Here is a 14,296-nt window from a genome sequence, read left to right as displayed (position 1 = left end):
TGATCAAATGCTATTTTTGCAAAATTATAAATTAAATGATAAGAATATTAAGGTTACTTATATGTGTAATAAGAATTTGTTGAGATTGGCAGTCAGAGTACTATGAATAAGGACTTAAAACTATCAATAAGGATTTTATAATTTATACTAGCGAAGTAATATTTTGAAGGTTATTCTTATAACATGTTATTGTATAATAGCTCCACAGCTTATTCTATTTCCTGCATTACCAGAAGGTTGAGAGGTGAAATCATCAATTCCTTGGTGCACGATAATTGCTTTTCCTAGAATGTTTTTTTTATCATCATCGCAATCAATACACCATTCATTGGTAGCAAAAGTGATGTTTCCGTTACCTTCAGAATCTACTTTGAAATTGCCAATATCTCCTCTGTGATAGCCTTCTTTTGCACCCCATTTTCCATGAGGTTCCATTGTAGGATTCCAGTGCCCTCCAGTAGATTTACCATCATCAGAAGAACAGTCAGCTTTTTCGTGAATATGAATAGCATGTTCCCCTTCACTTAATCCAGTTATTACGGCCTCCATACTTACCATACCAGCATACTCGATAAAAGTTATTTTACCAGAAGCTTTACTACCATTTTTTGGTTGCATGGCAAATGCTAATGTTGTGATTTCTTCTTCTTCATCAGTAGTTTTTGAGTGTTTTTTTTGATTTGTTGTTTCTTTTTTTTCTCCTTTACAACTCAATGCAGTAATTGATAAAAAAGCAAGTACTATCAACCTTAAAGCTTTCATCTGTTTGTATTTATTGTTTTCCAATGGTGAGATAGAATAAGTCAACAATCATTTTAATAAATAATTATGAATATGATTATAACTTATTTTATAATTTCTCTCTAGGTACTAGGTTATGTAAACGTAATATAATGTAGTTTTAGTTTATGACAAAATAATAAATGAGAAATCCCGTAATATGCTATTCTGTTGATGTGTTTTGTTTAAGTGCAGTATGTCAGATACTTATAAATTTTGGTTTTTTTGATAAAAAGAATATGTGATAGGGGATCACTATCAAGAATTTTTTGTTTAATATTTTATGATTATTATTAATCAAATAACTGTTTTATATGGAGTTAACTAACGTTAGTTATAAGAAAGTGAATAATAATAATTACTTTTTAGCCATAAAAAAATGATGGTATTTATGGTGTTATGTTTTAGAGTAAAATAATATAAGGCAAAGAAATAATGCAGGAAGCTATGTGTTTACAATAGCTGAGTAAAATTTAAGCATGTGATTTTATTTGAAAACAGAAATTGTTAAATGTTTTTTAATATAATTGTTAATTTTTGTTAACTATATGTGGATTTCTTATTTGTTTAAATAAAAAGTTGAGTTTTTGTTAATTTTACGGTACACAAACTCAAAATTAATTTTTATGAAAAACAAGTACTCGTTTGCCATACTATTATTTATAGTTGGACAAACGCTTATTGCACAGAACTCGAGCGAGATCGTTCGAAAGCACTTTGGTAATGTTACACAAAGTGAGACCTCAAAAACTTCTTCATCCTTTAATGACTTTTCAGAATGGAGAATAACAGATGAAGTTCCTTCATTAAAACCAGGGATAACCCATGTTTATGTAAATCAGCTATTTAATAACATCCCGATAGTTGATGGATCTTATAAACTTACGGTTCAAGGAGAAAAAGTTACTTATGAGATAGATCAGTTTATTAGAAACTTAAAATCAAAGGTTACTTTAGCAAAAGCTTCTTCAACAGAAATTACAGCAATACAAGCGGTTATAAGAGCACATAACTTACCGTCTGCAAAAAGATTGATTAAAACGGCAAGTAAATCAAATGATAATAATGTTTCTCAATATGTGGATTCAGGTATTACAGGAGATAACGAACCTATTAATGTCAAACAAGTATATAAACTACATAACGGGAAGTTACATCTATGTTGGAATGTGAATTTATATGAAAAAAACGGCCATAATTGGTGGAATAGTTATGTAGATGCATCAACAGGTGAGATTATATATGAGAATAACTGGGTAGTAAAGTGTAATTTTGAAACTGAAGATCACACAAACCATACTCATAGTGGAGAGCCAGCTATAAAAAATATAGTAACGGTAGCAGAAGAGTCAACTACTACAATGGCTCCAGATTCTTATAATGTATTTGCAATGCCAATAGAAAGCCCGATACATGGGGACCGATCTATAGTAACAAACCCTGCTAATACAAATGCATCTCCTTATGGATGGCATGATACCAATGGTGCCTCTGGAGCAGAACATACTATTACTAGAGGAAATAATGTCTGGGCACAAGATGATGCAAATGGTAATAATGGTACAGGGGCATCGCCTAATGGGTCGTCAAGTCTTGATTTTAACTTTCCGTTAAATCTTAATCAACAACCTACAAGTTATATGGATGCTGCAATTACCAATTTGTTTTACTGGAATAATATTATGCATGATGTATGGTATCAGTACGGTTTTAATGAAGCAAGTGGTAATTTTCAGGAAAATAATTATGGCAAAGGAGGAAGAGGGAATGATTTTGTATATGCTGATGCTCAAGACGGAAGCGTTACTTGTAATGATCCTAGAACAAACTGTGTTAACAATGCTAATTTTGGAACACCTCCTGAAGGGAGTAACCCAAGAATGCAAATGTATCTTTGGAATAGGACAAACCCAAAGCGTGACGGTGATTTTGATAACGGGATTATTGCTCACGAATACGGACATGGTATATCTACCAGATTAGTAGGAGGGCCTTCTACAAATGCTCTAGGAGGATCTGAGCAAATGGGAGAAGGTTGGTCTGACTGGTTTGGCCTTATGCTTACTATGAAAGCTAGTGATACGGGAGTAAAAAAGAGAGGAGTTGGTACTTATGCATTAGGACAAGCAACCTCTGGAGCAGGAATACGACCTACTCCTTATTCTACAGATAAATCGATCAATGGTACTGATTATGCAGATATCAATGGTCTGAGAGTACCACATGGTGTAGGGTATGCTTTTGCTACTATCTTATGGGATATGACTTGGTTGATAATAGATCAAGAAGGATTTGATCCTGATTTTTATAATGGAACTGGTGGGAATAATATTGCTATGGCATTGGTAATCGAAGGGTTGAAAAACACAGCCAATAATCCAGGATTTGTTTCTGGTAGAGACGGGATACTACAGGCAGATAGAGATTTATACAACGAAAAATATAAATGTTTGATATGGAAAGCCTTTGCTGGTCGTGGTGTAGGTAAAGATGCCAATGAGAATACCAATGGAGGTACTAATAGTAATACCGATCAAACGGTTTCTTTCTTAGATCCTTGTGATGGTGGGCCAGATCCAGGAACAGGTAATTGTTCTGGTGATGTAGCTTCATTCCCATTCACAGAAAGTTTTGAAACAAATTTAGGACAATGGTCACAAGCCTCTTCTGGAGATGATCTGGATTGGACAAGAAACTCTGGAGGAACTCCTTCTAATGGTACAGGGCCTGCTAATGCAGCTGATGGTACTTTTTACTTATATGTAGAAGCTTCTGGTACAGCATCTCCTAATAAAAGAGCAATTTTAAATTCTCCTTGTTTAAACTTTAGCAGTCTGGTAACACCAACACTTACATTTCAATACCATATGGTCGGTAGTGCTATAAATTCATTAGCTGTTGAAGCAAGAACTGATAATACAGGTACATGGAGTAGTGTATTTAGTAAAACAGGAGCTCAGGGAACGGGGTGGAATACAGCTAATGTGGATCTATCTGCTTATGCTGGAAAAGCAAGCGTTCAGTTACGATTTAATGTTGTAACAGGTAGTGGAAACAGTGGTTGGCAAAGTGATATTGCAATAGATGCAGTGAGCATTCAAAATGGAACAACTGGTCCTGACCCTGTATGTAGTGCAATCAATTTTAATGATTTTCAGATTACCGCATTCTCTAATCAGGATAATGCAGGAAACTTCTCTGTTCAGAATGGAGGAACAGCATTATCACTACAAAATAATACTTGGAAATATATAGCCATGAATTATAATGTAACTGCAAATACAGTTATAGAATTTGATTTCAGTAGTACTGCAGAAGGTGAAATTCACGGTGTTGGTTTCGAGAATGATAATACACTTACTCCTGCAAGATATTTTAAGGTTCATGGAACACAAAATTATGGCGTAACTAATTATGATGATTATACCAGTGGTACCAAAAAGTATGTAATTCCTGTAGGTAGTTTTTATACAGGAGCTATGGATCGTTTGGTATTTATTAATGATAATGATGCAAGTAGCGGAAATAACTCAATTTTCTCTAATGTGAAAATTTATGAAGGAACTTGCGGAGGAACATTGATTACAGAAAGAATAGAAACCTTTGGAGATATAATTCCCGTATTAGGAACTGAAGACGAAGGAAAGTTATCTACTGTAAGTATATACCCTAATCCGTTGAAAAAAGGAAATACACTTCATGTGTTACTTCCTAAAAATGGATTGTCTGATTCTACGTATACTGTTGTTAATTTAATAGGACAAGTAGTTAAAGAAGGAAAACTAGATAGTAATGGCCTTATAAATGTTGATACTTTAGAAGCTGGTATGTATATACTAAAAATTCAGAATGCTGATAAGAATGAAAGTATCCAACGTTTTATTATAGAATAATAACAAAATAGATACTAAACTTTAGTATAAGAAGACCGTTTTCTCAAAACGGTCTTCTTTGTTTTGAATCCTGTAAATAGTTTGAGGATTATTGACAGCATCTCTATTGATATATTTTTATTTAGAAGTATAAAGTAAAAAGAAAAAAATTAGGAGGTAATTTTAATCAAGAAATGATATTAGATCTATCTTAGGATAATAAATAGTTGTTTTTGAAAACGTATTCTTATAAAAAAATCTTGCACTTGCTATTAGAGTTATTCACTAAATATCCTATGAATTAAGAATAAAAAAGGGCAAATAATATCATAAATTGACAGTATATCTTTATTACTCTATTAAAATAGTCTAGAAATGAATCTTGTGTACCCCGCATGATATCTAATCTAGCGTAATTGTGGACATATTTAATGCGAGAATATTGATAAAAAAAATACTAAATTATCAATTTGTTGGTTAATTAGCTCATTGACTGATAAAAACTTAACTATATTATTATGAGAAAATTATGTATCCTTCTGGCAATCCTTTTAGGGTGTCAGATTTATGCTTCAAACGGTAAGTATCGTTTGACTTTACGGGGTAATCCATCGACTTCAATAGTCGTAGGGTGGGACCAAACCTCAGGAAACAACCCTGTTGTTCATTATGGAACAACCGATCATGGAACGAATTATAGTAACTATGCAAATTCTAAAACTCCAGATAGAACAGTATACTATAAAGGAATGAATAACACCTTTGCTCGTCTTACGGGGCTTACCCCTAATACAGCATATTATTTTGTGATTAGAGATAGTCAAGGAACGAGTGAGCGGTTTTGGTTTAAGACAGCACCAGCAGATAATAGTAAGTTATCTTTTGTAGCAGGTGGTGATTCAAGGAATAACCGAACTCCACGAAAAAATGCAAATCGCTTGGTTGCAAAACTTAAACCTCATGCCGTACTGTTTGGGGGAGATATGACCAATGGTGATAGTAATGGTGAATGGATTGATTGGTTTAATGATTGGCAGTTAACTATTGCCAATGATAAACGAATGTTTCCTATTGTAGCCACACGAGGAAATCATGAGGATAGTAACAATAGTATCTATAACCTTTTTGATGTACCCTCATCAAGTGTATATTATGCCATTACTTTTGGTAATAATCTGGTAAGAACCTACACACTTAACACAGAAATTTCTATTTCAGGAAGTCAAACCACATGGTTACGAAATGATCTCAATAGTAATCCCAATACTATTTGGAAAATGGCGCAGTATCACAAGCCTATGAGACCTCATGTTTCAAGAAAAAGAGAAGGAAATAGCCAATATAGTAATTGGGCGCAATTATTTTATGACAAGGGAGTAAAACTTGTAGTAGAGTGTGATGCACATACTGTAAAAACCACTTGGCCTGTTCGTCCTGCTACAGGATCAGGAAGTGAAGAAGGGTTTATAAGAGATAATCAAAATGGAACCGTATATGCTGGAGAAGGATGTTGGGGAGCTCCATTAAGAAGTAATGATGATAGCAAAATATGGACTCGAAACTCTGCGAAGTTTAATCAATTTAAATGGGTTTTTGTAGATGAAAACAAAATAGAAGTCAGAACAATCAAAGTTGATAATGCCTCGCAGGTAGGAGAAGTGTCTAATAGCAATGTATTTGCAACACCTAGGAATCTTGATATTTGGAACCCTTCTAATGGTAGCGTGGTAACCATAAAGAATAATACGAGTGTTATCGATACAGAAGCACCGACAGTTCCTACTAATTTAGCGGCATCAAGCATTACTTCGAATTCAGTTGCATTGAGTTGGAATGCATCTACAGATAATGTAGGAGTATCAGGGTATGATATCTATCAGAACAATTCAAAAGTAGGAAGTGCTACAACTACAGGGTATGATGTAAATGGGTTATCCCCTAATACCTCATATGCCTTCAAATTAAAAGCAAAGGATGCTGCAGGAAATAGCTCTGGATATAGTGTTGTAAAAAATATAACCACATTGGATGGTTCTACAACATTATATAAAGTTGGTGTTACAACAGTAGGGGGTAATGACTCCAAACATTCAACACGTAGAGCAATGCCATATACAATGAGTGAGAATGGTACATTGCAAAGTGTTGCATTTCATATTGCAGGCGGCTCAGGAGATGTTCAAATAGGAGTGTATGCCGATAATAATGGCGTACCAGGTAATAGAATAGGACAAACATCAAAAACAGCAGTACGATCTGCTCGTGGATGGCAAACAGTTTCTTTACAAAGCCCTGTTACTGCAAGTAATGGTGATACCATTTGGATTGCTTGGATATTTTCTAATAATCCAGGGATTGCATATGCCTCGGGTAGTCCAGGTAGATATGAAGCAACAGGATCAAGTTGGTCTACAAGCGGAAATAATATGCCTTCTAATTACGGTAGTGGATCTCAAACTAATTATAAGTACTCGGTATATGCAAATTATGAAAGAGGTCAATCATCTACTTCATATACTTTAACTACAAATACCACTGGACAAGGAAGTGTAACTGGAGGAGGAACACATAATAGTGGTAGCTCAGTCACAGTTACAGCAACTCCAGCATCAGGATGGCAATTTGATGGATGGGGAGGTTCGTTGTCAGGGGCTACAAATCCAGCAACTGTTGTTATGAATTCAAATAAAAACATAACAGCTAATTTTACAGAAACTACAGGTGGTAGTGGTTGTAATGGTATCGTACAGTATGTAGCAGGTACATCTTATAACCGTAACCAAGAAGTGCAAAACGAAAACCAAAAATTTGTTTGTAAAGAACCAGGATGGTGTTCATCTTCTGCTGCATGGGCATATGCTCCGGGTACAGGATCTTATTGGGAATCTGCATGGACAAAAACAGGTGCTTGTAGTCTAAATGTTTTAAGAGAAAATACAAATCAAGTTTATAAGAAAGAAACGTTTAGAATTTATCCTAATCCATTTATAAATACAATTAATATAACTGCATCGCTACCATCAAAATATAATACAACATATACTGTTATTATATATAATATGGGAGGCAATGTCGTTCATAAAAAAGAAGTTGATTTTATGTCTTCTGATACCAATGTCTTTTTACAGCCCAAAATTAAACACTCGGGGATTTATATGATTTCTATAGAAGATAAAGAAGGTAATGTTGTAAAAACACAGAGATTGATTAAACAATAAAATTTTGTAATCACACAATAAACATTTTATCAGTTATTCAGAGTCGCCAATTCTATTAGAGTTGGCGACTTTGTTTATAACATGATAGAATAAAAGTTGAGAGATAAAGGCAAAAAATTATTATTTTCTATAAATCAAGATAAATAAGTCCTGAATCTTCAACTCTATATAGATTCAGGACTTTTCTTTTTTTTAAACTATTACCTTGCTAGGTGTTTAATAATTGATTTTTATATGACTAAAATTAATTCAATATAAGTTTTGATTAGGAAATAGCTTATTCTCTGTACGTTTTCTGGTTTTTACAATTCAAAAAAACTCAAGCTTATGTAGTTTTCTACTATCAAATTTTGTTATTAAATATGTTTATAAAATAGATAGATAAAAGATATTAAGTACGTAGAATTATAAAAGGTGGGATTAATGATCTACGTATATAATTTATCTTTTTTATCCCCCCCCTCTCGTATAATAATAGAGAGGGGGTATTATGTTTTTTTAGAGAAGAGAAGTGATTACCTGTGTATCATTATGTAATGTTTTATGTACAGGACATTTGTCTGCAATCTGTAGAATTCTGGTAATCTGTTTTTCATCTAGATTTCCTTCAATTTTGATTTCTCTGTTAAACGTATCAATCTTAGCGTTGGGATCGTCGCAATTGTTACAATCAAGAATATGAGATTTACTATAACTAGTATGTACTTCTACATGCTGTAAATCCCATCCTTTTCTAGCAACATACATTTTTATAGTCATTGCTGTACATGCAGATAATCCCGCAGATACAAGCTCATATGGTGAGGGGCCAAAATCATTTCCGCCTACTTGCTTAGGCTCATCAGCAATTAAATAATGATTTCCAACCTTCATTTGTGTGGTATACCCTTCTACATTTCCTAAACTGGCAACCACCTGATGATTACTTTTTAGTTTTGGTTCTTCTGCAATATCTACATATCGAGATGCCCACCCCGCGATAACATTTCCTACATACAACGAATCTCTTTTCTCCATAAGCAAGTGGTCTGCTCCATCAAGAGAAATAAAACTTTTAGGATGTCTGGCAGCGTGATAAATTTCTTCTGCATTTTTTATTGTAACTGTAGTATCTTGAGGAGAATGTAGTACTAATAGAGCCTTGTTTAAATTTTTGGCAATTTTAGGAAGTGATTTGCTTTCCAGATCGTCCAGAAATTGTTTTTTTATTGTAAAATCTCTACCACTTAGATTGATAGTTGCTTGTCCATTGGTTTTTATCTCTTCCAAATTGCTTTTTAATAAATGCGTAACATGTTTTGGATTAGAAGGTGCACCGATTGTAGCTATAGCTTTGATACTATAAATTTTTGTTGCTGCAAAAATTGAAGCAGCTCCCCCTAAAGAATGGCCAATAAGTAAGGAAGGGGCATTGTAATTTTTTGATAAGAAATCTGCAGCTGCTATGAGATCATTGACATTGCCAGAGAAATTAGTATCTTCAAAATCTCCTTCACTTTCGCCTAATCCAGTAAAATCAAATCGTAGGACTCCAAAACCTCGATTAGTAAGGCTACGACTGATATTTCTCACTGCTCCTAAGTTCTTGGTACAAGTAAAGCAATGTGCAAATAATGCATAATTATGAGGGTGTTGATCAGCAGGAAGCTCTAGGCGACCAGAAAGCGTTTGACCTTCAGGATTGGTAAAAGTTACTTTGGTTAGACTCATATCTTTATGGTTATTTATCTTAAAAGTCGAATTTTTAAGATAAACATGACGTATACAAATGGTTAAAAATGTGTTAAATGGAAATACAAAAACTATACTGTTTGAGACGCTATCAGAAATGTAGATTATAAAAAAGCTACCATCTGTATATAACAAATGGTAGCTTTTTGTAAAAAGTGTAAATCACCTTTATAATAGAAACCTGTTTATTGATTTTTTTTCCTGAAATCGGTATTGTAGATTACTCCAAGCTGAAGCCTGTCATAATTAACTCCTGTAAAATGATTTTTGAGATAGCCTAGTTGTATACTAAAATTGGATTTTACATTATACCCAATTGCTCCATACAATCTGTTTTGCCCAAAAAGAGGTTCTTGTAGGTTGATAAAAACTTCATCATACGCATTCAAAAACCAATGATCATTGATAGGGTAGGTGAGTTGTAATCTATACCTAGCCCTGTGTTCTGTAAAATCGTCAGTTAGAGTGCTTATAAACCGTTGTTCAAGACGATATCTATGTTCAAATTTGAATTTACCAACATTATTTTTTAGAATAAATTGTTCAAAAATCCGATGTTCTTTGGCATTTTCTTCACCAGGGATATCATCAAAACTACCGTCGGTACTAATAAAACCATATCCAGCAGTCGCGATTGCTTTATCATTGATATGATAATTGACCCCAGTTCTTAGTAATAATTGATTAAAAGTATTGGTTACCTCATAAAAACGAAACTGCGCTTCAGAGTGAATACTAAGTTTGTCTGTAATGCGATTGGTACCAAAATACATATACCAGGCTCCTAATTCATTTTCACCATTATTTTGTGCATTAGAGAAGTTGATTGTAACTAGTAGTACTACTAATAGAAATAAATTTCTTGTGATCATTGTGTGTTGATATTTTAATTTTGAATCAAAATTAATGAGTAACTCTGTAGAAATTCTGATTTGAAAAAACTAAACGCAAAGATAAAACAAACTAATACCAGTACATTCATAAAATTATTGCAAGAAACATTAAATAATGTTAAGATTGTAGAATTTTGATCTACAGCGTATTAGATGGTTTTTTTATTTTTTGATTCTAGCAAAAAATGACGTTTCTATAATCAATTAAAAATGCACATTACGATTGTTCTATAAAGATTGATATTAGGTGTTACATAATTATTTTTCTGTTTTTTTTAGATGTTTGCGTTATATAAAAGATAGTAAATACAGAAAAAGGGTGTTGTTTTTTATACCTGTAACGGAGCATATTCAACCTTAGGGAAATCAATGACAGGTTGTGTCAAGTGATTCAGGTAATTCAAAAATGTATACAACCCCACTACCGTTAGAATCTCTATAATTGTTTTGTTACCGATATTAAAAGAATGTAGGGTATTTATAGATTCTTGACTAACTTTGCCCCTGTGTAAGGTTGCTTCTTTAGCAAAATTGAGAATTGCTCTCATTTTTGAATCATTAGACATACCTTGTATATTATCTAATAATTCTACTTTAGGGATTTTGAATTGTGAGCCTATTTCTACATGAGTTGCGATACAATAATCACAAGCATTGATAGAAGAAACGGTCAATGCAATTTGTTCTACATCTTTGGCAGTAAGTTCTCCACTGGTAATACCAGAATTGAGTGCAAGTACAGCTTCTAGAATATCGGGAGTTTGTCCTAGCATTTTAAATAAATTAGGAACTCCTCCAAAACCAGCCGTGATAGTATCGTATAGGTCTTTGGTTTTTCCTTGAGCTTCTTCTATTTCTATTTGTTTAAAACTTGACATGTTATTTTATTTTAAGAGTTTGTAAGCTCGAATTTCTTAAATTTACAATCATCTTCAAAACAGATTTATTAGATAGAGTAATCTATAAAAACGATTATGAATTTACATTTTATAAAATATTTTGTGACCCTGTCAACAACAAAAAACTTCACAAAGGCAGCCAAAGAAGTACATGTGGTGCAATCTACTTTTTCTTCGGGAATAAAAAAACTGGAAGAACATTTGGGGGTTAAGCTATTTGAAAGAAATAATAGGAGTGTAAAACTCACGCAACATGGAGAAGATTTTTTACCCAAAGCAAAAAAGATGATTCACCAGTGGTATGAAATTGAAGAGGATTTTAATATCAGAAATGTTGAATCTCTAAAATTAGGTTTTGTACAAAATGTCTCAATCAATGATGTGCTTCATTTTGTAAATGATTACAAAAAGAAGAATTCTGTATTGCATATTAATATTGTTGAAGAAAAACATGATGCTTTGTTAAATGCTTTGCAAAGAAACAAGGTTGATGCTTTTTTTACAGAAAAAGATATTGATGAGGTTAGGTTTGAGAAAATGACAGTAGCAACAGAAAAATTATATTTTCTTATCTCTTGTGATCATCCTCTTTCTAATCAAAATGGAATTTCTTTAAAACAACTACAGCAAGAGAGGTTTATAGAAAGAAGCCAATGTGTGCTTCATACCGATGTATTTAATGAATTAAAACAAAGAGAGATTAGTTTAAACATCAATTTTGTAGCAGATAATAATGAAACAGTTATTGCTTTGGTGGCATCGGGGATGGGAGTAACACTCATGCCTAAACCCGTATTTTCTATCCCCGAAGTTAAATTTATTCCTATTATAGATGCAAATTTTACAAGAAAAATATCTTTGGTATGGGAAAAAAATTATCAGCATAGAGAGTTAAATGAGTTTATACGATTAATTAAAAATACGATTGCATCTGTAGCTTAAAATTTTTCTCATCAAATGATTAATATCGATACTATATTACTAGTCTAGTCAAAGATATTGCTTGCAAAAAAAGAGTAAATATTTTTTATGATAATTTTTCTTGACTCGCATATCCTGATCTTGATAATATTATTATTTTTATCAAGATGAATTTAGTAACTGCAATTAAATAAATGGAAAAAAAATACAAATTATCAATATCAGATTATAGCAAGATTGTTTTAAAAATTGTAATTCTTATCAGCTGTTTCTTACTACTTGGGATAGTATTTGTGGTTTTATTAGAGATGAATATTATTTCGCTAAAAAGCACACGTCTTGAAATTATCATACCTGTATTTGTTGTACTTATGTTTGTACCAACCCTAATGGTTGTCAAAACAACTTTTGTTATTGATGAATTATGGTTGAATGAAGATACAATGGAATCCCAGAAAACTGGAAAGATCAACTATAAAGATATAGTAAAGTGCAGTACCATTACTGTAAGAGGGGGAACCTCTTATAGTATGACTTTGAATAATGGAAAAAAAATAGCACTAGGATCGGCAAATCAACATTCTAGTGAATCCAATAAAGTGTTCTTTGATTTTATCGAAATGTTTGAAAAAAAATGGAAGGATTGATATAAACACAACATCAAGGATGTGGTTGTATTTTATATCATTACTGTTTACTTATACTCTCACTAGCAAATAGCTAGGGGTAGCGTATATTATAGAGTAGTAGAGAGGGGAGTACAACAATTAAAATATTATTTTTCATACAATTATCCTCTATCGATCTTAATATTGTGTAAGCAGGCTTTCTTTTTTATAATCAAGATATTAAAAGCTTACCATTTACCAATTTTTTCTCGTTCCTTTTGTTGTTCTAATGTGTCTTCTGGTGTATCAATAAAACTTTGATAAAGGAGGGGGAAACCCTTCTGCTTTTCGACGGTCAAAATCACATCGTCTATATTTATCAAAAGCTGTACCTGATGGGAAAGGTCTATTTTTATCCATATACCAGACTATAAAACTCCAATAAGATTTAATCTCAGATACTTCTGGTTGAAAATTTGTATGAGTTATGTGCTTTTTTGAATTGATAGCTTTTAATTGAAATTTAAAGTTTTCATATTTTTCTTTAATATATAATTCAACAATACTCTCTCCTCCATAATCATCAGGAATACCCGATATCCTAATAAAAGCTTGTACCTGACTAAATTTTCTTTTTTTTGATTTAAAAAAAAGAAATCTAGGTAAGGTAATTGTTCCATTTATTCTATCTAAAATTAATTTTCTATTTGATGAAAAAAAGTAATTTTTGTCTTGTACTAAAAAAGAATCTGATACGGCTTGAATCACCCCTTTTTTATAGGGATTTATATTCTCGAGGTTAATTTTTTCATATGTTCTATATATATGATTTTCAAAAAAGATAGGATGGTTCATTATAACCTATGCCTTTTTCTCTAAAAATTCTGTGGCTATTATTGAAATATGTGGGCTTTCTAAAAATCTAAAATCAAGAAAAAACCTAAGATATTCTGTCATGTCTTCGTCCTTTACCTTCTCTACATAGATCGGTAATTCTTTTTCTAGATAGAACTTCATATTGATCACAGTATGCTCAATAGGTATATACAGCTTGATTTTATGCCCCAACCCCTCATAGGGTATGGTTATATACACACTGCTTTTAAACTTTGTAACTGCTTTATCCTTATGATACTTATTGGAGTAGCTATACTCTGAACTTCCATAAAAATATGGGTCGTTTGGGTCTAATTCATTATCATATATGTCTACAGGAATGCTTTCTCGCCAGTGGAATCCATCTACTTTTACAGTATCTAGCGGAATCTTAAACTTGGGTAATGATAACAAAAAGCGTTCAAATTTTTTATAAGCTACTTCTTCTTTAATTTTTGGTCTAATACTCAAAAATCCCACAAATAGTAGTATGATAGC

Annotated in this window: 10 protein-coding genes; 4 read left to right on the top strand and 6 right to left on the bottom strand. The window is 32.6% G+C overall.

Annotated features, from left to right (window positions below):
- Positions 1-186: 186 nt before the first annotated feature.
- A complete protein-coding gene (locus CVD18_RS10630; RefSeq protein ID WP_103865447.1) occupies positions 187-762 on the bottom strand; it encodes a superoxide dismutase family protein in 576 nt (191 codons plus the stop codon).
- Between the two features lie 644 nt (positions 763-1,406).
- Here CVD18_RS10630 and CVD18_RS10625 point away from each other — a divergent pair.
- Positions 1,407-4,673 (top strand): M36 family metallopeptidase, encoded by a 3,267-nt coding sequence (locus CVD18_RS10625; RefSeq protein WP_103865422.1) that lies wholly within the window; start codon positions 1,407-1,409, stop codon positions 4,671-4,673.
- A gap of 497 nt (positions 4,674-5,170) precedes the next feature.
- Complete coding sequence (locus tag CVD18_RS10620) at positions 5,171-7,870, top strand: fibronectin type III domain-containing protein (RefSeq protein ID WP_103865421.1); 2,700 nt, start codon at positions 5,171-5,173, stop codon at positions 7,868-7,870.
- A gap of 498 nt (positions 7,871-8,368) precedes the next feature.
- Here CVD18_RS10620 and CVD18_RS10615 read toward each other — a convergent pair whose 3' ends face one another.
- The 3 genes from CVD18_RS10615 to CVD18_RS10605 form a co-directional block, all read right to left on the bottom strand.
- Positions 8,369-9,580, bottom strand: coding sequence for a bifunctional alpha/beta hydrolase/OsmC family protein (locus tag CVD18_RS10615; protein ID WP_103865420.1), 1,212 nt, complete (start codon positions 9,578-9,580; stop codon positions 8,369-8,371).
- 206 nt (positions 9,581-9,786) lie between these two features.
- Complete coding sequence (locus CVD18_RS10610) at positions 9,787-10,473, bottom strand: DUF2490 domain-containing protein (RefSeq protein WP_103865419.1); 687 nt, start codon at positions 10,471-10,473, stop codon at positions 9,787-9,789.
- 350 nt (positions 10,474-10,823) lie between these two features.
- Entirely contained in the window at positions 10,824-11,372 is a 549-nt protein-coding gene (locus CVD18_RS10605; RefSeq protein ID WP_103865418.1) for a carboxymuconolactone decarboxylase family protein, read from the bottom strand.
- 96 nt (positions 11,373-11,468) lie between these two features.
- Here CVD18_RS10605 and CVD18_RS10600 point away from each other — a divergent pair, with 96 nt between their 5' ends.
- Together CVD18_RS10600 and CVD18_RS10595 are read left to right on the top strand one after the other, a co-directional pair.
- Positions 11,469-12,335: a LysR family transcriptional regulator gene (locus CVD18_RS10600; RefSeq protein WP_103865417.1), complete on the top strand. Its 867-nt coding sequence runs from the start codon at positions 11,469-11,471 to the stop codon at positions 12,333-12,335.
- Positions 12,336-12,508: 173 nt separating this feature from the next.
- Positions 12,509-12,961: a hypothetical protein gene (locus CVD18_RS10595; protein WP_103865416.1), complete on the top strand. Its 453-nt coding sequence runs from the start codon at positions 12,509-12,511 to the stop codon at positions 12,959-12,961.
- A gap of 267 nt (positions 12,962-13,228) precedes the next feature.
- Here CVD18_RS10595 and CVD18_RS22970 read toward each other — a convergent pair whose 3' ends face one another.
- Together CVD18_RS22970 and CVD18_RS22560 are read right to left on the bottom strand one after the other, a co-directional pair.
- Positions 13,229-13,777: a hypothetical protein gene (locus tag CVD18_RS22970; RefSeq protein ID WP_199185069.1), complete on the bottom strand. Its 549-nt coding sequence runs from the start codon at positions 13,775-13,777 to the stop codon at positions 13,229-13,231.
- Positions 13,778-13,783: 6 nt separating this feature from the next.
- Positions 13,784-14,296: hypothetical protein (locus CVD18_RS22560; RefSeq protein WP_158250429.1), on the bottom strand; the 513-nt coding region annotated here is incomplete at its 5' end.

The organism is Aquimarina sp. I32.4 (assembly GCF_002924285.1).
GTDB lineage: Bacteria > Bacteroidota > Bacteroidia > Flavobacteriales > Flavobacteriaceae > Aquimarina.
The sequence above is the reverse complement of the archived record's forward strand: the minus strand, read 5'-3'. Positions and strand labels throughout refer to the sequence as shown.